Consider the following 23,771-nt stretch of genomic DNA (forward strand, 5'->3'; position numbering starts at 1 on the left):
ATCCTCCTGCTTTTAACCCGGAAACGTCTTTAAACCAAACGAGAACAAACACTACGTCCGTTCACAGGATGGACACCTAATCAGGTAAAAAAGTTATGTTGGAACGTCAGTTAAACAAATAACAGCGACGATTAATTTTCAAAAAACAACTTATAACCATACAGAAACATGAAATAATACCTGCTTCCGTTTTGTCAAACGACAAATCGTCATTAATTACATTATACATGAAAATAAACAGCTGGCGATGCCCCAATTACACGTATCGGAGCAAAATCAATATTGATTACCCTGATGAGGCTGGAAATGCTAGTTTTTATAAAAATTTGAAGCAGATTGCCCCGAAAGAGACTGCTGAATCGGCAACGAAATAACAAACTTTGTCCAATTACCGGGAGACGAGTAAACTTCCATATTCCCTTTATGCAGATCAGCTATAATAAAATATGAGATAGCAAGTCCGAGTCCGGTTCCTTCGCCCACTTTCTTGGTTGTGTAAAATGGTTCAAATATACGCTTGCGCACATTCTCATCTATACCCTGCCCGTTATCTTCAATCTCAATATTAACCCAATCGCTCTTTTCATAGGCCCGGAGTATAAATTTCGGTCCACCTTTCTCATAACTCTTTGAGGTCATGGACTGGGCACTGTTTTTCAGTAAATTCAGAAAGACCTGCTGAATCTCGCTGCCTTCACACAAGACAGTAGAAATTTTATCTTCAAACTCACGTACTATTTCGATCTTCTTGAAATCATACTTAGTTGAAAGGTTGTATTCATTATCCGCAAGCTCAATTGTGTTATCCAACAACTCCGAAAGGTCATGCTGCTTAAAATTATCCTGATTCTTGCGGCTGAAGCTAAGCATATTTCTGACTATTTTAGCGGCTCGATCCACAGATGCAGTTATGCCGTGAACGATCTTAGGGATATCCCGGTCATGCATATAATCATGCAGATCCTCGAGATTAATATTTCTGGCTTCGGCTGCCTTTCTATTACCATTCAGATCTCCTAAAACGCGTCTGGTAATATTCTGGGCTCCCTGTGCAATAACCCCGAGCGGATTATTAATCTCATGGGCCATGCCTGCTGCAAGCCCGCCGACAGAAAGCATTTTCTCGTTCTGTACCAGCATATCCTCGAGCCTTACCCGCTCCGTAACATCTTCAATCTGAACAACAACACCATCCTGCTCTCCAGCGGAAAGAGGATAAATCATAATATCATCATAAAAGACATCACCATCCTGCTTGCGGGCAACTCTTGGGTCAGTCCAAACCTTTTGACTGCTCAATGATTCCCTGACCTGCTTCATATAAGGCGAAAGTCGGGGAAACACCTCTTCGACCAATCTTCCTACAGCCTGCTCATCGCTGATCCCTGCTACTTCCGAAGCCTTTCTGTTCCAACGGGTAACCCGCCCTTCACTGTTCAGGCCGACCAGAATAACAGGCATGGAATCGATAATGCTCTTAAGCTGATTGCGGAGGTCTTTGATCTCCTCAAGTGAATTTTTCAATTCGGTAATGTCAGTGTGTGTACCGATCATCCTTATGGCCTTTCCGGACTCATCCCTTTCCACAGCATTGCCACGTCCAAGAATCCACAGCCATTTACCGTCCTTGGCCTGCATCCGAAATTCGACTTCGAAGTTCTCAATCTCATTGTTGATACACTTGCTATTCACACTAAAAGCATGAACGCGATCATCTTCATGGATAAGATCAACCCAGGAATCAACATGCGAAGGCAGTTCATTTTCACCATATCCGAGCATAGCCTTATAGCCGGGGCTGTAATACACATCGTCAGTTTTAATATTCCAGTCCCACACACCGTCCTTATTGGCTGCCATTGCAAGAGCAAAACGTTCCCTGCTTTGCCTTACCTCTTCCTTGGCATTGCGCAATTTCATATAAGCTATGGATAAGGCGATAGAAAAAACAAGCAGCGCGGCAATAACAAAAAGACCTGCAATTATTTCAATTTTATGGACTCCCCACACTGACTCATTATCATTTAAAATGAGAGCGTTAGCTGGCAGCTTGGAAGACTTAATCTTAAATCGGTCAAGAACAATACGGTCAAAAATAAATCTGTTGGCATCCCCCCCCTCCACTACGGGGATATCTTTAACCGCTTTGCCTGATAAAATATCCAGAGCAATACGCCCTGCTATAACTCCCTGCTCATAGTGCGAAATAACTTTTCCACCGATAAGCCCTTTACCCATGCCATGTTCATAAAGATGGAAAACAGGACGACTGCTGCTCGAAAGAATCTCTTGCAGTCCCTCCTCAAAAGATTTTGCAACCCCATCTTTATCCCGGTAAGCGGAAAGCAAAAGGACAGCACTATCTTCAGGAAGTCTGCCAAGGATTTCTTTCATTTCCGCCCAGTTCATTCTGTTCAAGGGGATCTCAACAAGCTTCATATCCGGAAATTCTACACCCAAATTATTCGCAGACTGTAAATCGGCCTGACCGCTGGGAGTTTCATCAACGACCAGATATACAGTCTTGACTCCGGGCATTAGAGCAGCGATCTCCTGCAGGTTATCCCGCAGAGAAACGGCCTCGATAACTCCGGTAATACTCTCATTGTTATCCATAGAACGGGCCAAATCCAGATTGTTAACCCCACAAAAAACAATCGGAGTATCCGGGAAAAATTCTTTTCTATTTTCTAAAACAAAATTTAGGGCATTATCATCTGAAGTAACGACTATATTATATTTATCTAAAGAAGCGAGTTTCATTTTGAGCATATTACGGAAAGCGGAAAGATTCTCTTTATTCATGAACCGCTTGGAATCCATAAATTCTACATCAAGATGAACTCCTGCCGGGGAAAGCACGGACTTGAGACCATCAATTTGCTTAAAAAAAGTAGGGAAACCGGGATGATAAGAATTAATCAGCAATACATGTGACTTTGCAGCTAAGACAGCAGGGCAAAAAGAAAGAATCGCCCAAAAAACTAAGGCTACAATTAATATGAGCTTCTTCATGAACTGGCCGACCTGAGAAGTATAAAATTTGGTTAAAGTTTTTCATACGCCATTACTAGGATAAAGCCAATCCCATATAATATAAAAACACACTTTCTCATAATAAAAATTATAAAAAACTCCAGATAAAACAAAAAGCCTCCGATCCTGAAAGAATCGGAGGCTTCATAAAAGCGAAACTAGATTTCAGCTATGCGCTTTTCACTTCATTGTGGAAAAACAGAATGGGTTCAATTCCATTATCAACAACGCTTCTGTTGATCACGCACTCTTTAACTCCGCTCATAGAGGGAAGCTTGTACATGATATCAAGCATGATGGATTCAAGCACATTGCGCAGACCACGAGCCCCGGTTTTACGCTCAACAGCTTTAGACGCGATGGCCTTAAGCGCGTTGGCAGTAAAAGTCAGGCGCACACCGTCAAGCTCGAACATTTTCTTGTACTGCTTGACCAATGCGTTCTTGGGCTCCTGAAGGATGCGCACAAGATCTTCCTCGCTCAGCTCGGAAAGAGCCGTCTGAACCGGAATACGGCCGACAAATTCGGGGATAAGACCGAATTTGACCAAGTCCGCTGGTTCCGCCTTAGCGAAAAGCTCACTGATGCCCTTATCGGACTTCTGCTCTACCTTTGCACCGAAACCGATACCGGAACCCGACATGCGCTGCTGCACAATGGTATCCAGACCGATGAACGCACCGCCGAGGATGAACAGGATATTGGAGGTATCGAGCCTGATGAATTCCTGCTGGGGATGCTTACGGCCGCCCTTGGGAGGAATGTTGGCTTCGGTTCCTTCAATGATCTTGAGAAGAGCCTGCTGTACACCTTCACCGGAAACATCACGGGTGATGGAAGGACTGTCCCCCTTACGGGAAATCTTGTCGATCTCATCAATGTAGATGATCCCGCGTGATGCGGCGTCAATGTCGTAATCAGCGTTCTGCAAAAGCTGCACGAGAATGTTTTCTACATCCTCACCAACGTAACCGGCTTCGGTCAGTGTGGTGGCATCCGCAATGGCAAAGGGAACTTTAAGAACTCTTGCCAGAGTCTGTGCCAGCAGTGTTTTACCGGACCCGGTAGGCCCGATCAGCAGAATGTTGCTCTTATCGATTTCAATATCATCAGAGCCGCTGGACTGGGTGTAGTACACACGCTTATAATGATTGTGAACAGCAACAGCCAGAATCTTCTTGGGATGTTCCTGACCGATTACATATTCATCAAGCAGTTCTTTAATTTCCTGTGGGGACAGGAGCTTACCTGCATCAAACTCCTCACCGACCGCTTCCTGAGCCATGATGTCATTACAAAGCTGAACACACTCGTCGCAAATGTAAACATCAGGTCCTGCGATCAGACGCTGCACCTCATCCTGAGATTTGGAGCAAAAGGAGCAATGAAGGTCCTGTCCTGAACCTTGGTTTTCATTACTCATCAGGAATTAACCTTCCTTGGATTCAATATTTCCGCGATTCTCCAATACTTTGTCAATGAGGCCGTATTTTACAGCTTCCTGAGCAGACATGAAGTTATCGCGATCCGTATCCTTCTCAATCTCTTCTACAGTTCTGCCGGTATTTTCGGCCATGATAGAGTTGAGGGATTTTCTAAGTCTTAAAATTTCACGGGCCTGAATATCAATGTCAGTAGCCTGACCCTGTGCACCGCCCAGAGGCTGGTGAATCAGGATACGGCTATGCGGCAGAGAGTAACGCTGCCCTTTCTCTCCTGCGCTGAGCAGGAAAGCACCCATGCTGGCGGCCTGCCCCATACACAGGGTAGAAACCGGGGCGGAGATATACTGCATTGTATCGTAAATGGCCATACCGGCAGTTACTACACCGCCGGGAGAGTTAATATACATATAGATTTCTTTCTCGGGATCTTCTGATTCCAGAAAAAGAAGCTGTGCGCAAATTACGCTGGCAACATGGTCATTAACTTCGCCGCTGAGCAGGATGATTCTATCCTTGAGAAGACGGGAATAAATATCGTAAGCGCGTTCTGTGCGCCCGGTAGTTTCAACAACAATAGGTATGGTTCCAGACATCTATATCTCCCGGAAATATTTATTTATAAAAGGGAATTGAAATTAATAACACCGCCCGAACCGGTACGGATAATCACTTAGAAATTCATCCTAATCATTTGAATGCTTGAGTACAAGCACAAATCCGGCGGGTCAAACTCTACACTTGTTAACCGCATATAGAATTATTAACAACCCGTTTTCAAAAAAAATCAAAAGGCGGCGCGGTAAGATAACCACGCCGCCTAACTTGTTTATTTAAACGGTCGAGATTACTTGTCGTCCTTTTTAACGGGATCGATTTCAGTAACGTCTGCGTTTTCGTAGATGAACTCAGCAGCCTTGTCAGCAAGGAGACGGTCCTTGAGGGGAACAATAAGGTTGTTCTCTTCGTAGTAGGACTTAACGGAGCTGAGATCCTGCTGGGTCTGCTGTGCGATCTGGTAGAGAGCGCCTTCAACTTCCTGAGGTTCTACGGAAAGCTCTTCACGTTTTGCAACGTTGAGCAGGAAGATTTCAGTACGTGCGGACTCTTCAGCCACGGGACGCTGTTCTTCACGGAGTTCTTCCATGGATTTGCCGAGAGACTCAAAGCTCTTACCGGAACGCTCTGCGCGGCCGATAACATCAGCAACCATGCGCTGCAGGCGGTCTTCCATGAGGGAAGGAGGCAGCGGGAAGTCGAGTTCTTTAACAATACCGCTGATCAGCTGAGTCTGAGCTGCAGACTTGTTGAGCTGTTTGCGGTTTGCGGTGTAAGACTGTTTAACGATCTCACGCATTTTTTCAACGGATTCGAAACCGCCGGCCTGTTTAACGACATCGTCGGTAAGTTCGGGCATTTTGCGTTCTTTAATAGCGTGAACAGTAACCTTCATGGTTGCAGTCTTGCCTGCGAGATCGGAGTTGATGAAATCTTCGGGGAAAGTGATGTCGGTTTCACCGGACTCACCAGCTTTCAGGGTCTTAACAAATTCTTCGAACTCTTCGAGGGAGTGACCTTCACCGATGGGCAGGTCGAAGTTGTCAGCCTGTACGCCGGGGATGGGCTCGCCGTCCATTTCTGCGGAGAAAGTTACGGATGCGAGTTCACCGTCTTTAGCGGGGCGATCGTCCTCAATGGGAGCAATTTTAGCCATGGACTGCAGGAGTCTGTTTTCAACTTCCTTGAGTTCATCTTCGGTAACTTCAGCACGCTCTTCTTCAACGGGAAGACCGAGGTAACCGGGAGTATCGAATTCAGGAACGATTTCGAACTTGATTACGTAACTGAAATCTTCACCGCGAACGAGTTCCTTAGCGTCAACGTCAATTTTAGAAACGGGAACGAGGGACTGGCCGTTGAGGATATCGTTGATCTGGTAGTTGATCAGGTCAGTGGTAGCTTCGTTGATGATCTGTTTTTTGTACTTGGACTGGATAACAGAAGCAGGAACTTTACCCTTTCTGAAACCTTTAACCGGGGTCTGTACTTTGTACAGGGCTACGGTTGCGTCCAGAGCAGCACCGACTTCCTCAGCAGGTACGGAAACTTTAATCTCTCTCTCTACCGCTGAAACTTCTTCAATATTAAAATCCATCTTAGGCATCCTCCTAGAAAATATATCTGCCATGAGCAAACCGCTACGGCAGTTGTGTACTTTGGCTTGTGTCGGTCAACGTGAAGACTTTCACATTATTCCAACAAAAGAACTGGGATTATTTAGGCAGTTTCCCCACAAAGTCAACCCCCTTAAGGGAGTTGATTCGCAAATAATGAGGATAAAATGAATTTTTCTCCCAAAATTCCCGCAAGATGCCCTCTTCTCCATATCATTAATAAATAAAGCGGAACCCCGGTACAGGATTCCGCTTAAGCAAGGAGGAGATGCGTATTGAATAAAATTTATGCAGCGAGCTTCTGCTTCAGTGCATCCCGCTTGGATTCAAAGCGCTCAATCAGTGCCGCCTGCCCTTTGTGCCCCGGATTGAGAAAACCAATGGCGAGGTCATATGCATGAACTGCCTCATCGGCTTTACCCGACATCTGCAAGACCACCGCAAGATTGTTGTGCAGGGTTGCCCGATGGATTTTCTTGGACTTGCACTGAGACATTCCAATAGCGGCTTTCAAACTATCTTCCGCCTTCTTGAAATCGCCGTTGTTACAAGCCTGCATACCTTCCCTGTTCAATTCCCATGCTTTTCCGAGTTTGCACATATTACTCTCCTGAAATATATTTAAAATTATTTGAAAGTCTTTTTCCCTCTTGGTTGAACTCAAGATATTGAAAACGATTTTCAATGTCAAATATAAATTTTAAAAAAATAAACCATATCAAAACTGACATGGTTTATTTCCTCGTGGAATAAGCACTTACACGGTGCATTCACTGGAATGCTATCATCCCTGACAGGCAAACCTCGGTGACTCTGGCTGGTTATTTCCAAAGATTCTATCAGTAAAACGTACATACCATGCCGCAGACTGCACCTGAAGAATGTAGGCCGCTGCAATTACAAGGGCAGCATCAGAGCCCTGCGCTCCAAATGCGTTAATAGCGATAGCCAACGCAATAGACAGGTTTCGCATAACCGAACCGTAAACAAGGGCAATGGCATCACCCCGCGGCAGAAAAGCCTTCCCAACCAGCGTGCTTAAGGTAAAATTGAATAAGTAGAGAAGCAACAACGGCACCAAGATACTCAGCAGAACTTCGGGTGCTGCAGCAATGGTCTTAGCCTTAAGGGCAAGGGCTACAAATACGATTCCAAGCACTCCCAGAGTCGAAAGGGGCGGAAATTTCGGACCTACAGACTTCTGGAAATCAGCCTGACCATACCTTTTCACGAGAAACCGCTGGGTCATAAAACCAAGAACCATAGGCAGAAAAACAATAAATACGATCTGCTTAAATACCGCCAAAAGATTGATCTCAATAGAAGCACCCATCAACCACTTTACGAAAACAGGGGTCAGCAAAGAGCCTACGACCAGACCTACAACTGTCATCTTCACCGCGGCTGACATATTCCCCTTGGCAAATCCGGTCCATGAAATGGTCATTCCACTAGTCGGAACCAATCCCGCAAGTAACAACCCCAGAGCCATGTAGGGCCTATCCGAGAAGAAATAGATCCCGAAACCAAAGGCGACAAAAGGAACAATCCCGAAATTGATCAACTGGGTCAGCAGCTGCGCTTTGCCGTCTCCACCTTCAAAAACTTTCTTAATCTTTAAAGTAACCATCATGGGATAAACCATTAAAAAGGTGAACGGAATGATCATGGACTTGAGCCAAGTGGGATCAAAGTTCAATCCATAAATAAATCCTGCAAACATCATCATCGGAATAGCCAAAATCAAATTTTTTGTAATCTTCTGCAAAATGATCCACATATCCTTCTCCAATTCATTAAAGTTCATTCATTGCCCTACCCCGCTCTCATGAGTTAAAAACTACAGCATACAAACCAAACGAACATTGACCTCGATCAACATGACTCATTTCTAGGAAAAACTATGAATAGAAAAAATATTGAAAAAGAGATCGGCAAATTACCCCTATTTGCCAAATTAAAAAAAGAACAGCTGGAAAGACTTTCCCAATATGCGGTAATTAATGACATCCCTAGGAAATCCATTTTCTTTAGCGAAGACAAAGCATCAAAGGGACTACACGTGTTGCTGACTGGAAAAGTTAAACTTTTCAAAATTTCCGACGAAGGCAAAGAGCAGACAATCTTCGTATTCGGCCCCGGAGAGCCTTTCTGCCTGTGCTCAGTCTTTTCCGATGGCGTGCTCCCGGCAAACATGAGTGCTTTGGAAGACAGCCGGGTTCTTTTCATCAACCCCACCGAATATGAAAAACTGGTTCAGGAAGATCCCACTATCCTGATGCAGATGATGCGGGTTATGTCCAGACGACTTAAAGATGCCATGGAAATGATCGACTCTTTATCACTTAAACAAGTACCATCAAGGCTTGCTGCCTATTTCCTGAGCCACGAAAAAAATGGTCAAGTAAACATGGATATATCCTATCGTGAGCTTTCCAAAATCATCGGGATCACACCTGAAGCACTTTCCAGAACCATGAAAAAAATGGGCTCCAATGGCTTAATTTCAGTTGATGGCTCCGAAATTGAAATCATCGACCGCGAAGAACTGAGCCGTTGCCGGGAAGGAGTATGTCTGAGCTAAACACATCTCTCAGCAAACTGAGCAACTTTGTACTATCCGGTTAAAACCTGCCTGTGCCACTTTCTACTCATACTGAGAATGAGGAGAAAGACATATGAACATACTGGCATTTCTGGCCTACAGCATTGTGGTGACATTCACCCCCGGCCCTTCAAACATTGTAATATTTTCCACAGCGCAAAACCACGGATACAAAAAAGCACTTGAATTCGTGGCCGGAGCAACACTGGCTTTCGGCATACTCCTGAGTCTTTCCGCTGCCCTGAACAGCTACCTTTTTAATATGATGCCGCAGGTCCAAACCGTCATGGCTGTTATCGGGACAAGCTACATGCTCTATCTCGCATGGAAAATCCTGCACATGGATGACGGCGGAAACTCAAAAAAGAGCGGCGGATTCATGACCGGATTCACCATGCAATTCATCAATCCCAAAGTAGTTCTTTTCACCCTGACCGTCATCGGCAGTTTTGTAATCCCTGCTTTCTCCGATCCTCTGGACATTGCCCTGTATGTACTTATACTGACCTTTATCGGCTTCTGTGCCTACAGCTCGTGGGTTGTGCTGGGAACTCTTTTCCGTCGCTACCTGCGGCCCTACCAGAAACAGGCAAACATGATCCTGGCATTGACCATGATCTACTGTGCATGGTCCATTTCCGGACTGCAAAATCTACTTTAAGTGTACTAGTTATGCGGGAATTCAACTACACACACCATGAAGACCTGACGGTTCTTTCAGCCAGATTTGACGAATTCAAATACAGGAAGCACTCCCATGAGGAATACGCCATAGGAGTGACCCTGCAAGGAATTCAAAAATATTGGCTGGAAGGGGAAATGCTGTATTCGAAACCGGGCCGAATCATGCTTTTCAGCCCGGAACAATTGCACGACGGATGCTCTGGCGGAGAAACAGGCCTGGAATATGTGATGACCTACATCCCGCGGGATCTATTTGAAGAAGTTTCCGGCAAAAAGGATGTGCTGAAATTCTCCACTCCTATAATAAATGATCCGAATCTGGCGACACACATCGTTAACCTGACCCGTTCCATCGAGTCAGGCCAAGGCGACCTGCTGACCAGCGAGCTGATCATGAACGTCATAGACCGAACAGCAAAGACAGTCGAACCACGGCGCGTATCCCGAAACTATAAAGCAGTGCAACGCGCAGTGGAAATGATGCATGACAATTTTGAAGCACCACTGAAGCTGGATGAAATCTGCAAGGAAGTGCAGATGTCCAAATTCCACTTCATCCGTCAGTTCAAGGCCGTGAAAGGGCTTTCGCCCTATCAGTTCTTCCTCAGTTGCAGAACAGAGCAGGCCAAAAAGCTTCTTGATGCCGGAGAGGAACTATACGCAGTCATGCTCAATTGCGGGTTCTATGACCTTTCCCATTTCAACCGCCAATTCAAAAGCGTCTACGGACTCACCGCCTACGCATACTCAAAACTGTTGAATAAGCCCTGCTGATCAATCATTGATATCAAAGTCGCCGCCGGAATCGAAATCCGTATCAATATCCGAATCAACATCCCCTGAGTCAAAATCATTATCCGCAGAGTCATGCATGGTTGAAGCCATATAATGAGCTTGAGCCATAGCCATCCCCGTAGCCGCGTCTTCATCATCCTGCTCTCGGCGCATACGGGCTGTCATATACTTACCCCGGCGATAAACTTTACGCATCGCCCACCAGATCAGCAATCCACAAAAGCTGAGCAATCCGCCCATAAAAAACATGGCCAGCGCGTCATCCGAACCCATATCAGGTTCCATAAATCCGGACAAAACCAACAACGCACCCGGGAAAAACAGTATTGCCCCCAGAAGAAACAGAATAACCACCCTGACCCGTACTCCCCAACTGACTCCCATACTCACTCTCCTTACTGAGATTATTATGACTCATTTCGAGAATAGCACATTTCGGGCCACATCTCACGATTTAGAACAAAAAAAACCGTCCCCTCGCTGAAGGGACGGTTTATTCTCACAAGCATTTGCGGATTAATTATCTATATCTTTCTGCATCGTTGGAAGCTCATAATGGTCGACCTTACCGGAAAGCATGTCCATCAATTTATAGATACGCACCTTCCCGTCCTCCCATTTATAGCCATCCCATTTCCCGATATCCAGCCAGGCTCGCCCGGCCTCGGAGCCATCACGATAAGCCGTGATCTTTGCATCAGCCAGGTACAAGCCGACCATCCATGACCAGCGCCCTTCGTACGTGAGAGACCACTCACAAATATCTACGGAAGTATCCTGCGGATATATGTCAGGAGTAATCCCCTGCTCCCGCATCCATTCTTTAAGGGTTGTCTTAAAGAGCTCACGGGTATCATCATGTACAACGATACAAACCTTCTCCGCCTGCAAAATATCCGGGACTGGTTCATTCACAACAGCAATAGATGAACAACCAGCCATACCCCCCAGAATCAGCACAACAAAATATAACTTTAAGTATTGCAAATCTCCCCCTCAATCATTGCTTAAGCGGGGATATAATGGTTCCACAACAGTGGTCAAGATCCCAATCTTAAAAAATGAAACAGGTCGCACTGTAAAACAATGCGACCTGCTTCGGACAATGGAGTACGGGACTGTACTAGGAAGAAAGTTGTTTAATCAAAGTATTAAGTTCATCACTCATCCGGACCAGTTCGGAACTGGCTTCATTAGCGGCATGCATGCCTTCCGCTGTCTGGGCGGCAATGGAGTTGATATCATCAACTGCCCGGTTGATCTCCTCACTGGTGGCGGATTGCTGTTCCGCCGCGGTTGCAATGGACTGAACCTGATCGGAGGTACCGTTAACGATTTCTGCAATTCTTTCAAGTGTCTGACCGGAACTGTGTGCAATTTCTGTTGACTGCTCCACCGCATCACTTGCAAGGCGCACGCCTTCAATGGAACGCTGAGCCCCATCCTGAATAGCCTTGATTGCTGTACCCACTTCATCAGTAGCAGTCATGGTTTTCTCAGCAAGTTTGCGGACTTCATCGGCAACAACCGCAAAACCGCGCCCAGCTTCACCTGCCCGGGCAGCCTCAATAGCAGCGTTCAACGCCAGCAGGTTGGTCTGATCAGCAATATCCTGAATAACTGTTATAACACTTCCCACGGAATCTGTCTGCTTTCCGAGATCACTCATGAAAGTACCCAGATTTGTAGCGTGTGTATTCATGGTCTCAATAGATTCAATCAGCTTACGGCCTTCATTCTGACCTTCGTGAGCATTATCAGCCGCAGCTGTGGCATTATCCGCGGCATCAACAGCGTTCCGGGCCACTTCAAGGGTTGTACTGTTCATTTCTTCCATGGCGGAAGCTGTTTCAGTTATTCGATCGGACTGCAAAGCCGCGCCCTTAGCCGCTTCTTCAATCTGGGAAGCGATCACACTGGCAGCGGTATTAACCTGCCCGGTAATATCCACAAGCTCAGCCGCAACATTAGCGACTCTTTCGGCATTTTCCTGAATTTCACGCTGCTGCTGTTTGACTTCGGTAAGGTCGAAATAAATGGTCAAAGCACCGCACAGTTCATTGTCGAGATCGTAAAAGGGTTCGCCTGAAAACTGTAATTCATGAAGACCGCCATCTCCCTCAAATGAAGTCTCCCCTTCAATCCGGATGCCCTCGCTCACAACACGGTCGGTCCTTGTTTTACGTGAGTTGTCGCCGTAGACATACCCACCGGTAGTTAAACCGTAATAATCTTCGGGCTTCCCGGTTTTACCGGAGATTTTGAAAAGTCTGCTACCGACAAAGTTCACCTTTGCCTCGGCATCACAGGTCATAAAAGGATAAGCCTCAGCTATGGCATTCAGAACCCCTTCTGAAAAACCGATCCTTTTTTTCAATGCATCAATGGTGATGCACACCTGTTCACCAAGTTGGCCGAGATCCCCCTCACAGGATTCAGGCCTATTAGAAACAAAATCCCCTTCTTCAACTCCCTTCAGATACATGGCAATAGCATCCGATTTTTTCGCAGCCCCTCTGCTTACCATCAGGACAGTAACTGTTCCTCCCAACAGAACAATCGTAAAAACAGCCACAGCTGCAATCTGTAACATAAATTTCAAATCAGTTCCGAATTCCGCAGCAGCAAACACTGACAACGCACTCAGAACAGCACACACACCAACCCCAATCAGCAATTTGATCTTCATAGCACCCCCTGCCTCAAAAGGTTCAAAAGAAAATAAATCCACCCCGATAGAATCTGCTTTCAGATGAACATTTATGAACGGCAACGAACACCAAATAAGCGATTCCGAAAAAGTTATTTTCGAAATTACTCAAAGAGACCACTTGAGTCAATAGATTGTGACAATTTTAGCTATCAGAATGTTGCATTGAGAAAAACAAATGAAATTTAAATGTTGCAAAGAACATCAATCACAACAGCAGCCAAAAGGCCAATTAAACCTCAACTAACACAAAACAATGGAATTCTTCCCAAAACTTACAAATAGATCACGAAATATAGGAGTTTTTTCTTGACAGATGAGCACAGTGATGGATAGTAAAACGTTCTGCGCGGGCAATTAGCTCAGTTGGATAGAGTGTCAGCCTCCGGAGCTGAAGGTCACAAGTTCGAATCTTGTATTGCCCGCCAATTATTTCATATAAGAAAAGCCCCTTACACATTTGTGTGAGGGGCTTTTTGTTTTCAGCTGTAAACATCTCCCCCTTTTCTTTTTGGCTTAGCGCGCAAGAATGCAATTGAAATTCATAATCAGCAACAAACAGTTCACCAGATGTTAGAACCAACAAATGAGATTTGCCTATATAAGAACGCGATTTTCAATATATTCTTAATGCTCGAATGTCAGGAGACTCTATGCATAAAATCATCTTTCTTTCTTTTATTGTACAGCTACTGGTGACTGCCCCGGCTATAGGCAGTACGCAGGTTAAAGCTGTACACGAACAAGCCTCCAAAGCTGTGGCAATAGAGGCAAAAGCACAAAAAAAATATCAGGACTGGGCTGACCTCAAGGAACAGAAATCGGATGAGATTCGCGAGATGAAAGCCACAGAAGCTTGGCTGGAATTTCAAAACAGGAAATACATCAGATACGTCAAAAAACAAGAAGGAGTAATCGCAGAACTAAAACGTCGCAAGGAAGAAGCAAAATTAATCAAGATGGAGCTGGAGCCGTTTCTGGAAACTGTTGTCGATCAGCTGGAGCTCTTCGTAAAATCGGACCTACCCTTCCTAAGCGATGAGAGAACTCAGCGTATTCAATTCCTGCGAGAATCTCTGGATGACTATCATTTACAACTCAGCGAAAAACTACGCCGGGTATTCGAAGCTCTGCTTGTTGAAACTGAATACGGCCAAAATGTATCCACTTCCACACAGGAATTAATGATTAACGGGACACATACTCAGGTCACTATCTTCCGCCTCGGACGGGCGGCTCTTTATTATCAGACAACGGACGGCTCAGAAGTCGGAATCTGGGATAAAAACTCAAACAGCTGGAAAACTCTAGCCCCCACATATGCTTTGACCCTGCACCGCGCTAAAGACATGGCGGAACGAAAACGCGCTGTTGAATTATTGGAACTTCCGCTGGGAGTGGCGAAATGAAAATAGTCGTATATTGTCTTTTACTTTGCTTATCGATTCCTTTCTATGCAAGCGCGCAGAGCTGGACTGACACCGCCAAAGCCGTTGACAGCGTTGTTACTGAAGCCAAACAAAACGCCCAAACAACCAAGGGACTCATTGCAAAAGAACGAAGTGAGCTGAAAACTGAAAAACAGCAACTCGACACGAGTATCAACTCTAAACAAAATAAATTTGATGCACTCAAAGCCAGATATGAAGAACTGCTCAAGGAAGAGAAACAGCTCAATAAAGAATTAGCCGAGCAGGCTCAGGAAATACAAACCATCGACGGAACTATTCGAACATCAGCCAAGCAGGCCCGGGATTATTTTCATGAAAGCCTGACCACTCCAGAACACCCGGAAAGATCTGAAGTAATAAAAGAAGTATTGAAAGCTGACACGTTTGCCGGCTTAAGCGGCATCCAAAATCTGCTACGCCTATTTATGGATGAAATGGTTGCATCCGGCGAAATTGACCTACGCAATGGAAAATTCACCGGAACTGACGGAACAGAAAAATCAGGAGAAGTACTCCGCATCGGCTCATTCACCTCGGCCTACCGCCAGCCTGATGGAACTCTTGGTTTTCTGCGCCCTTCTCCAGACGGTGACAGGCTTATAGCGGTAAAGGGTGAGCCGGGTTGGTCCATATCAAAAACCATGAACAGCTTTCTCGATAACAACGGCATTGCTTTTCCTGTGGATATCTCAAACGGAGCATCTTTTGCCCGACTGGCGCAGCAGCAGAAAAGTATACAGGAATGGCTGAGTGCCGGGGGACTACTGGTCTGGCCCATTATTCTTGTCGGAATAGCAGCAATTCTTCTGGTAATCGAACGATTCTATACCCTTAGCAGAATCCGCAGCAACTCAGACCGCAACATGGGAACTATCCTGAAGATGGTTGCCAACAACGAATGGGATCAATGCCGCGCTTTCTGCAATGAACAATCGCAGTACCCCACCTGCCGGATCATCGGACACACTCTGAATTACATGGGACAGGCTCGGGAAATTATTGAAAATGCATTTCAGGAAGGCTTGCTCAAAGAACTCCCGATTCTGGAACGTTCACTGCCTACGCTGAATGTTCTGGCAGCAGTTGCTCCTCTACTGGGTCTGCTGGGTACAGTTACCGGCATGATCAGCACTTTCCAGATCATAACCCTATACGGCACAGGTGATCCCCGGATGATGTCCGGCGGGATATCCGAAGCACTGGTCACCACCCAGTTAGGGCTGGCTGTAGCAGTCCCGATTATGATTCTGCATCATATTCTGGATCGTCGCGTTGATAAGATCATCAGTGACATGGAAGAAAAAGGTGCCGGATTCGCTGTTGCCCTGATGAAAAAAGGAAAACTCAAAAGCAGGGATGAATAATATGCAGCAGTATAACATCATGGAACTTCTGACTGAGCATTTTCAAGCCGGCGGCGACATTATGATTGCGCTTCTGATCCTCTCACTCATCATGTGGACTCTAGCCATTTACAAGAGTCTCCGTTTTTTCCGTGAAAGCAACAAGGAGCTCTCTCCGGCTAAATGCCTGGAAATGTATAAGCGCGAACCGCAATCGTGCAAAATGAAACTCCCTGTATGGCAATTCGATATTCTTTCGGAACATATGGATACGAGCGGCAATGATCCTGACTTAAACAGGGAATTGCTGAAATCAATACGTGTGCGCCATGAATTCACCACCATGTGTAACATCGGTACGATTCTGATTCTTGCGGCTGCAGCTCCACTGCTCGGTCTTCTGGGGACAGTAACCGGTATGATTTCCACCTTTGACGTAATTGCCCAATTCGGGACCGGAAATGCACGCGCGCTGGCTTCGGGTATATCCGAAGCTTTGGTTACCACTCAAAGCGGTCTGGTGGCCGCTGTTCCGGGCCTAATTATCGGGGGCATACTTCTGCGCAAAGGAGAAAAGCTAAAATCCCGCATGGAACTATTTTGCATTTGCCTTCAAGAACAGACCGACAGCCTGAGTACTCAGAAAGGATAGCCAGATGAGAAGTATCCGTCATTCACGCACAAGACGGGGGGGAGGCAGTGAAATCAATATGACTCCCCTCATTGATATGGTTTTCATTTTACTCATCTTTTTCATTGTCACCACTAGCTTCGTACGCGAAGCGGGAGTTGATGTGCAGCGCCCTTCCGCGCAAAGCGCGGAAACCAAGGAAAAGGCCAATGTTATTTTAGGCCTGACCGCGGAGGGACAGATTTTCATTGAAGGAAGACCTTTAGATATCCGTTCGGTTCGGGCTTATATGGAACGTTTTCTTGCAGAAACGCCTGAAGGAGCGGTTGTAATTGTCGCAGACAAAGACAGCATGACCGGGGCTACGGTACAGGTTCTTGATCAATGCCGCCTTGCCGGAGTGCAGAACATCAGTCTCGCGGCGAGGAAAAAATAATGCTCCGGCACACAAGAGGGACTGGAGACTTTGTTGCAGCCTGCCTTGGCTCGGTCATGATTGCAGGGCTGATATATATCGGAGTTGTTCTACTCAACACTGCGGAAAAACCGTCCGTTAATCCGGTAGTTGATGGAGCAATCCGTATTGCACAAGCTCAAAAGGATGATCCGGTAGAACCGCTTGAACGCAAAAAGCTGGAAGATCCTAAGCCACCGAAGCAATTACATAAGACATTCGCATCCAAAACCAACCGTCCCAAAAACATTAAACCCAGAATGGATATCAACACTCCTAATTTCAAGGCCGACATGCATCCCGGCCTGAAAGGAGGAATTTCCATTCCGCGCATGAAATTGGGCGGAGTCGGGTTTGAAATAGATGAAGTCGATGAAGTACCTCAAATCATAAGAAATTATCCTCCGGAATATCCCTATGGCGCAAAACGAAAGAGGATTGAAGGAGATGTAGTGGTACGCATGTTGGTTAACAGCAAAGGAAATCCTGTAAATCTTTCCATATATTCCGCCAGCCCCTCCGGTATTTTTGAGCAGGCAGCTCTCAAGGCTGCAAAGCGGTGGCGATTCAGACCCGGAAAATATCATGGAGAAGATGTGGACACATGGGTCCTTCTTCCATTCAAATTTGAGCTGACACGATGAAAACAATATCCATTTTTACAATTACGCTGCTGGCGATACTCTGCTTTGCCGGAACCAGCTTTGCAAAACTCCCACCGCAAGCCCGTCAGAATCTGTACAAGGCTCAATTGCTTTTGGATGAGGAGAAATATGCTGAAGCTGCCTCCCTGATAAAGCAATATATAGACTCCACCACCGAACCTGTGGATGCACAAGTTTTTCTAGTACTTGGCGGAGCGCATCTGCAAACAGGAGACGATAAACAGGCATACGACATTTTCAAGCAAGGCTTCTCTCTCCACCCGGACAACGTCCACCTCTGCCGCAATACCGCAGTCACTGCGTATAAGCTGGAACGTTACAATGAAGCGGGCAAATTTCTGGAAAAGACCTATGCTCTGCAAAAGCCCGCTGATCCCAAAACATTGTTTCAAGCAGGATCAATGTACTATAAAGGAGACAACTTCAAATCTTCAATCAGCGTATTGCAAAAACTCATAGCCCTGACAAAAACTCCAGATAAGGAATGGATATCTCTAACCGTTCATGCTTTTCTGGAAAATGGACAGCCTGACAAAGCAATATCCATGCTGTTGAAATACTTGGAGCAAGCTCCTGGTGACTCGGCTTATTGGAAGCTTCTTGCCAAACTTCATATGGACAAAGAACAGCTCGAAAAGACGGCAGCAGCACTGGAAATCGCCTATCGCCTAAAACAGCCTTCACAACAGGAACTGGAAAACCTTTCATCTATCTATAGATACAAGGAAACCCCCCTGTTAGCTGCGGCGACATTGGAACGAGCCTACGGATCATCAGTCAACGCCGAGCAGGCCCTCAAGATTGCAGCTCTGTATGCATCCGCCGGTCGAGTAAGTAAAGCGGTGAGCTATATGGACCGCTATTCCAAGAACAATTCTACCGGCTTAAAGAAAGGACTACTCCTCTTTAAAGCCAGACGATTTAATGATGCACACGAAGCTTTTCTACCTGCGCTGGAAACAAAGGATGCGGGCGAAGCACGATTTTATATGGCTCTTTGCGCATGGGAATTAAAAGACTGGCAAAAAGCCAAGCAGGAGCTGAAACAGATCACCGGCGGCAACTTCAAAAAACGCGCTTCCGGCTATCTGGAAGTTCTTGTTGATATCGAGACAGCGCAAATGGAAAGTACAGAATAAACAAAACTAGAATTTTACCCCTGAAAGGCAAAAAGCCCGCGAGTAACTGCCGAATTCCTATATAGGAATCCGGCAGTTACTCGTTCAAGTCCGCAAAGCCCAAAGAACAACACCACCTATTCTAAATATTAAATGACCATCTAATTTCATTAGAAAAGCACATTAACTTTCCCATATGTCCCTGCAAAGACGAACAATTCTCAAGTTGAAAATAAATAATCAGCAGATGTTAGAAATCATGCGTGTAATTACCGTAAACACATCTTGTATAAGTAAAATTCGTCATTTTATATTTTTAGCAAAGGATTGAAAATGAAAATTAAAGGCATTCTCGTAGGATTGTTTATTCTGCTGATGAGTTCACAAGCCTACGCACATTCGCTGTTTATGTCCTTGACCGACATCGACGAAAACACGATTGAGGTTGAAGGAATGTATTCCACAGGAGAAACGGCCGTCAAAACCCCTATAAAAATATACAGAACCAAAGATAACACTTTGCTCTGGCAGGGTGAAACCGATGAACTTGGGACCTGTACTTTTGCACGCCCCACTGAACCGTATGAAGTGGAGCTGGACGCAGGACCGGGACATCAGGTCAGAGAAGACGGAATATAGTTTTTAATAATTACAACGCTTAGGAGAAATAATCTTGTTTAAAAACAAACTCTACACCATGGTCCTCTGCCTATGTGCGCTGATACTTCCTGCACACGCCGCCCACGCTCATTCCTTATGGGTAAACCTGTTTGAATCACATCTGCACGCACCGGGACATGTGCTCACAAGCATAGGATGGGGACATTTTGCTCCCATCGACGACCTGCTATCCACTCCTTCTGCTTCAGCAAATATCGCCAGGTATTACATTACTGCCCCGGATGGAACCGAAGTAGTACTTCCGCTTCCGGAATCAACAGTAAAGACCACATCTGAAACTCCCTATGCGGACATAATCACCGGCGATATAGGAATAAGAAAGATTGCTCTGAAAAAAGACTCTCCCCAAGGCACCTATCAGGTAGCTGCGAGCAGCAAAGTCAGCTTCTTTTCCCGCTACAAAGATAAAAACGGAAAGATGCGCATGGCGGCAAAACCAATGGACCAACTTAAAGATGTTGGAGAAGTGCTGGAAAGCTTCCGCTACTCCCTGAACGCAAAAGCCTTCTACAGCATAGGTAAATGGACCAAACCCAAACCGGCCGGATTTGATCTGGAAATTACTCCCGAAAGTAATCTCTCCAATATGCGCAAGGGAGACATGGTTTCCTTTGATGTTTCTTTCATGGGTAAACCCGTTAACACCGACAGCAACGCAATTAACTACATGACTCTCACTAGTGACACCTTCGGTGGCCCGGACGGTTACTTCCTTTCAGCGTACATCATGAACGGAAAAGCCAAATTCCGGATCCCAACAGCAGGTCACTGGGTAGCCAATGTCTACGTTACACAGCAGACCTCACCCAAAGGCCCCCTATCCAACCTAGCGAAAAAATGCAGCAAAGTTTTCTCGTGTGCAACAGTCAGCTTCACAGCTAAACCTTAAAAACAATATCCCCGCGTAAGCGGGGATATACTTATTCAGGTACCCAGTATGCTTAAAATACAAGAATTAGATGGATTTAATTACGATAACGTTTCCGACTGGCTACTCAAGCAGACACAAGAACAAACTTCGGGAACAATCTGCCCTCGGACTCCTTTGGCTGATCAAGGCTTATCTTCGCTTGAACTATCCAATCTTGCCGCCAAGACCTCGCAGAAATATTCAGTTGAAATTACTACTGCCGATATTTTTTCAAATCCTACTATTCAAGATTTCTCCAAACTGGTTTTGAATCGCAGAACAAATTCTTACATGCCGCCAAAACAACCTCAAAACAACCAATCAGAGGGGCGTATCGCTATTATTGGTATGTCATGCTCATTTCCGGGATGCGGCAGCTCACTCGAAAACTACTGGGATCTAATGAACAGCGGAAATCACGGACTGAGCATCATACCGAATAACCGCTGGAATAAAGGTCTGTTTTACTCTCCTGATTCCGAGAAAGGGAAAAGTTACGTAAACGAAGGCGGATTTATAGATGATATAGAAGCCTTTGATGCAGAGCTGTTCGGTATTTCACCACGAGAAGCAATGGTTATGGACCCACAGCACCGCCTGCTGCTGCAAGCGGCATGGAGAGCCCTTGAACATGCGGGAATGACTCCGCGCAGTCTGGCGAAATCCAATACCGGTGTTTTCATAGGTATTTTCAATAGCGACTACGCAAGCCGGGTAAAGCATTATCGTCAGGATCTTGATATGCACTCGGCTACCGGGATGTTCGGCAGCATGGCCGCCCACAGAATTTCCTACCACCTTGACCTGACCGGCCCCAGCATAGCGGTAGATACAGCATCTTCAGCTTCCCTATCCGCGATCCATATGGCTGTAAAATCTCTAACTGCCGGAGAATGCGATATGGCCCTAGCCGGAGGGGTTAACGTAATACTCTCCCCTGAAATGCATATCATCTGCTCGCAAGCTGGACTTATGGCTCGTGATGCACGGTGCAAAACTTTTGATGATTCCGCTGACGGCTACATCAGATCGGAAGGGCTAGGGATTGTAGCATTAAAACCACTTGATAAAGCAATCAAAGACGGTGATCCCATTCAGGCTATAATCGCCGGAACAGCAGCCAATCAGGATGGTCGAAGCAACGGTATTACGGCTCCCAACGGAGAAGCACAGCAAAGCCTTCTAAAACAGGCATTGGACAACGCAGGCTTAAAGCAGGAACAGATTCAATATATTGAGACACACGGCACCGGAACTCCGCTTGGCGATCCCATTGAAGTCGAGGCAATTTCAGAGGTCTATCAGCGTGAACAGCGTCAGCAGCCGATAATTCTTGGTTCTGTGAAACCTTGCATCGGCCATGCGGAATCTGCAGCAGGTGTAGCCGGACTAATCAAGACAGTCCTATGCATGCAACATGAAGAAATCCCTGCACAGTACGGCTTCGAAAAGCTCAACCATCGTCTGGAAAAATTTAAATCTACATTTTCGTTACCCCGGACCAACACCAGATGGCCTGAAACTGGAAATCAACCCAAGAGGGCCGGAGTCAGCAGTTTCAGCATAGGTGGAGCAAACGCGCATGTACTTCTGGAAGAGCCTCCAAAAACTGAAGGAACAGTCTTCTTCCGAAATAACAATGGGGAATACATACTACCCATCGGTGCTGATACCCCTGAACGTTTGCGAGATAAAACCCTCGCTTATGCGGATTTTCTGGAACAGCAAGGTCCTCAGTTTTTTGAAAATACAGCCTATACAAGTGGACGGGCAGCCAACCATGAACAGGTTGGAACTGTATTCTCCGACCACGATTATGTCGGGCTGATTAAACAGCTGCGAGAATTTTCTGAATCAGAAAATTCCGGTTTAATAAAAAGTAAACCGAGCAAAACCGCGTTCCTTTTTACCGGACAAGGCTCCCAGCATCCGGGCATGGGGCTTAAGCTTTACAATTCCTTTCCCTTTTTCAAGGAACAGATAGATCGTTGCAGTGACATCGCATCTTCTGAGTTGGACGTGAACCTGAAAAACCTTCTTTTCGAATCATCACAGGCAAAACTCAACCAGACCAATTATACCCAGCCCGCTTTATTTGCATATGAATATTCTCTGGCCCGCCTCTGGATGAACTGGGGCATAGAACCGTCAATCATGATGGGCCACAGTGTCGGAGAATATGTCGCCGCCTGCCTTGCCGGAGTATTTTCCCTTGAAGACGGACTCAGATTAGTCATCAAAAGGGGGCAAGCCATACAGAAACTACCTGTTTCAGGCTCTTCTGCCGGAGGCATGTACGCTGTTCTCGCTCCTCAAGAACAAATTCATAACATTCTTAATGAGTATAAAGACCTCGTGGACATTGCCGCGATAAATGGGCCGGAAAACATTGTCATCAGCGGTAATCTGGAACAACTTAAACCTGTAATTTCTAAACTTGAATCGCAAAAAATCAAAACCGTACAGCTTTCGGTCTCCCATGCTTTCCACTCCAAGTTGCTGGAACCTGCCCTAGCGGAGTTTCACAATACTGCGCAGAAAGTATCTTACTCGCCTCCTTCCATTCCCGTAATTTCAAATGTCACAGGTAAAATAGCCAGCGGCTACATGCTGCAAAGTGCTGACTACTGGTGCGCACATATGCGCAAGGGAGTGCAATTTCAAGAGGGCGTAAAAAGTCTGGAAAATTTTGGTGTGGACTGCTTTGCCGAAGCAGGACCTAAACCGATTTTAACAGCAATGGCTAAACGAATCATCCCCGGATTTTCCGGCTCATGGGTCGCTGCTAAACAACTTTCTGATGTAAAAAAGACCGCAACTGAAACGCAGCTATATCCGGCCTCCTTCAGGCAGGACATGCCATTAAATGGAATAAGGTCTTTCCCGAAGGAAGAATTGTTTCGCTTCCTCCCACAAAGTTTAATAAAACAAAATTTCTTTTACCTCCGACGGATTCTGCAAACAAAACACAGCATGGGCAAACAAGTCTTAAGAGACTGCTGAAAGGAACTCAGACCGTAACTTCCAAGCAAAAGAAAAGCGCGGAGCTGTCCGGAAGCGCAAAACTCCTTC

General features: G+C 45.8%; 21 protein-coding genes and 1 tRNA gene. 13 read left to right on the forward strand and 9 right to left on the reverse strand.

Annotation, left to right across the window (positions count from 1 at the left end):
• Positions 1 to 309: 309 nt before the first annotated feature.
• The 6 genes from ACNI23_RS05945 to ACNI23_RS05970 all read right to left on the reverse strand — a co-directional run bounded on the left by ACNI23_RS05945 (position 310) and on the right by ACNI23_RS05970 (position 8,459).
• The gene (locus ACNI23_RS05945; RefSeq protein WP_420247290.1) at positions 310 to 3,015 is read right to left on the reverse strand and encodes an ABC transporter substrate binding protein; all 2,706 of its coding nucleotides are present in this window, start codon (positions 3,013 to 3,015) and stop codon (positions 310 to 312) included.
• A gap of 190 nt (positions 3,016 to 3,205) precedes the next feature.
• The gene (gene clpX, locus ACNI23_RS05950; protein ID WP_420247291.1) at positions 3,206 to 4,459 is read right to left on the reverse strand and encodes an ATP-dependent Clp protease ATP-binding subunit ClpX; all 1,254 of its coding nucleotides are present in this window, start codon (positions 4,457 to 4,459) and stop codon (positions 3,206 to 3,208) included.
• A 6-nt stretch (positions 4,460 to 4,465) separates the two neighbouring features.
• A complete protein-coding gene (gene clpP, locus ACNI23_RS05955; protein WP_420247292.1) occupies positions 4,466 to 5,074 on the reverse strand; it encodes an ATP-dependent Clp endopeptidase proteolytic subunit ClpP in 609 nt (202 codons plus the stop codon).
• 251 nt (positions 5,075 to 5,325) lie between these two features.
• A complete protein-coding gene (gene tig / locus ACNI23_RS05960) occupies positions 5,326 to 6,633 on the reverse strand; it encodes a trigger factor (protein ID WP_420247293.1) in 1,308 nt (435 codons plus the stop codon).
• A 305-nt stretch (positions 6,634 to 6,938) separates the two neighbouring features.
• The gene (locus tag ACNI23_RS05965) at positions 6,939 to 7,253 is read right to left on the reverse strand and encodes a tetratricopeptide repeat protein (protein WP_420247294.1); all 315 of its coding nucleotides are present in this window, start codon (positions 7,251 to 7,253) and stop codon (positions 6,939 to 6,941) included.
• Between the two features lie 183 nt (positions 7,254 to 7,436).
• Entirely contained in the window at positions 7,437 to 8,459 is a 1,023-nt protein-coding gene (locus ACNI23_RS05970) for an arsenic resistance protein (protein ID WP_420247295.1), read from the reverse strand.
• A gap of 96 nt (positions 8,460 to 8,555) precedes the next feature.
• Here ACNI23_RS05970 and ACNI23_RS05975 point away from each other — a divergent pair, with 96 nt between their 5' ends.
• The 3 genes from ACNI23_RS05975 to ACNI23_RS05985 all read left to right on the forward strand — a co-directional run bounded on the left by ACNI23_RS05975 (position 8,556) and on the right by ACNI23_RS05985 (position 10,715).
• The gene (locus ACNI23_RS05975; RefSeq protein WP_420247296.1) at positions 8,556 to 9,236 is read left to right on the forward strand and encodes a Crp/Fnr family transcriptional regulator; all 681 of its coding nucleotides are present in this window, start codon (positions 8,556 to 8,558) and stop codon (positions 9,234 to 9,236) included.
• 94 nt (positions 9,237 to 9,330) lie between these two features.
• Entirely contained in the window at positions 9,331 to 9,918 is a 588-nt protein-coding gene (locus ACNI23_RS05980; protein ID WP_420247297.1) for a LysE family transporter, read from the forward strand.
• Positions 9,919 to 9,929: 11 nt separating this feature from the next.
• Positions 9,930 to 10,715: an AraC family transcriptional regulator gene (locus ACNI23_RS05985; protein WP_420247298.1), complete on the forward strand. Its 786-nt coding sequence runs from the start codon at positions 9,930 to 9,932 to the stop codon at positions 10,713 to 10,715.
• Here the strand turns inward: ACNI23_RS05985 and ACNI23_RS05990 are convergent, their stop codons facing one another.
• The 3 genes from ACNI23_RS05990 to ACNI23_RS06000 form a co-directional block, all read right to left on the reverse strand.
• A complete protein-coding gene (locus tag ACNI23_RS05990) occupies positions 10,716 to 11,120 on the reverse strand; it encodes a hypothetical protein (RefSeq protein ID WP_420247299.1) in 405 nt (134 codons plus the stop codon).
• A 132-nt stretch (positions 11,121 to 11,252) separates the two neighbouring features.
• On the reverse strand, positions 11,253 to 11,723 hold the full coding sequence (locus tag ACNI23_RS05995; RefSeq protein WP_420247300.1) for an Sbal_3080 family lipoprotein: 471 nt from the start codon (positions 11,721 to 11,723) through the stop codon (positions 11,253 to 11,255).
• A 136-nt stretch (positions 11,724 to 11,859) separates the two neighbouring features.
• Positions 11,860 to 13,425 carry a methyl-accepting chemotaxis protein gene (locus ACNI23_RS06000; protein ID WP_420247301.1) on the reverse strand — a complete coding sequence of 522 codons (1,566 nt, stop codon included), beginning with the start codon at positions 13,423 to 13,425 and terminating at the stop codon, positions 11,860 to 11,862.
• 372 nt (positions 13,426 to 13,797) lie between these two features.
• Here ACNI23_RS06000 and ACNI23_RS06005 point away from each other — a divergent pair.
• The 10 genes from ACNI23_RS06005 (at position 13,798) to ACNI23_RS06050 (ending at position 23,702) form a co-directional block, all read left to right on the forward strand.
• A tRNA-Arg gene (locus tag ACNI23_RS06005) sits at positions 13,798 to 13,874 on the forward strand.
• Positions 13,875 to 14,099: 225 nt separating this feature from the next.
• Positions 14,100 to 14,855, forward strand: a complete 756-nt coding sequence (locus ACNI23_RS06010) for a DUF3450 domain-containing protein (protein WP_420247302.1) — start codon at positions 14,100 to 14,102, stop codon at positions 14,853 to 14,855.
• Complete coding sequence (locus ACNI23_RS06015) at positions 14,852 to 16,261, forward strand: MotA/TolQ/ExbB proton channel family protein (protein WP_420247303.1); 1,410 nt, start codon at positions 14,852 to 14,854, stop codon at positions 16,259 to 16,261. Before ACNI23_RS06010 ends, ACNI23_RS06015 begins: the two co-directional genes overlap by 4 nt.
• Before the next feature lies 1 nt (position 16,262).
• A complete protein-coding gene (locus tag ACNI23_RS06020; RefSeq protein ID WP_420247304.1) occupies positions 16,263 to 16,892 on the forward strand; it encodes a MotA/TolQ/ExbB proton channel family protein in 630 nt (209 codons plus the stop codon).
• Between the two features lie 4 nt (positions 16,893 to 16,896).
• Complete coding sequence (locus tag ACNI23_RS06025; protein WP_420247305.1) at positions 16,897 to 17,307, forward strand: ExbD/TolR family protein; 411 nt, start codon at positions 16,897 to 16,899, stop codon at positions 17,305 to 17,307.
• Positions 17,307 to 17,969 carry an energy transducer TonB gene (locus ACNI23_RS06030; RefSeq protein WP_420247306.1) on the forward strand — a complete coding sequence of 221 codons (663 nt, stop codon included), beginning with the start codon at positions 17,307 to 17,309 and terminating at the stop codon, positions 17,967 to 17,969. The genes ACNI23_RS06025 and ACNI23_RS06030 overlap by 1 nt, the downstream gene beginning before the upstream one ends.
• Positions 17,966 to 19,129 (forward strand): tetratricopeptide repeat protein, encoded by a 1,164-nt coding sequence (locus ACNI23_RS06035; RefSeq protein WP_420247307.1) that lies wholly within the window; start codon positions 17,966 to 17,968, stop codon positions 19,127 to 19,129. The genes ACNI23_RS06030 and ACNI23_RS06035 overlap by 4 nt, the downstream gene beginning before the upstream one ends.
• 312 nt (positions 19,130 to 19,441) lie before the next feature.
• Positions 19,442 to 19,747 (forward strand): hypothetical protein, encoded by a 306-nt coding sequence (locus tag ACNI23_RS06040; RefSeq protein WP_420247308.1) that lies wholly within the window; start codon positions 19,442 to 19,444, stop codon positions 19,745 to 19,747.
• A 34-nt stretch (positions 19,748 to 19,781) separates the two neighbouring features.
• Entirely contained in the window at positions 19,782 to 20,678 is an 897-nt protein-coding gene (locus ACNI23_RS06045; protein ID WP_420247309.1) for a DUF4198 domain-containing protein, read from the forward strand.
• 48 nt (positions 20,679 to 20,726) lie between these two features.
• Positions 20,727 to 23,702, forward strand: coding sequence for a beta-ketoacyl synthase N-terminal-like domain-containing protein (locus ACNI23_RS06050; RefSeq protein ID WP_420247310.1), 2,976 nt, complete (start codon positions 20,727 to 20,729; stop codon positions 23,700 to 23,702).
• The last annotated feature ends 69 nt before the right edge of the window (positions 23,703 to 23,771 follow it).

This window comes from Maridesulfovibrio pacificus (SeqCode), from assembly GCF_048612815.1.
Classification (GTDB): Bacteria; Desulfobacterota; Desulfovibrionia; order Desulfovibrionales; family Desulfovibrionaceae; genus Maridesulfovibrio; species Maridesulfovibrio pacificus.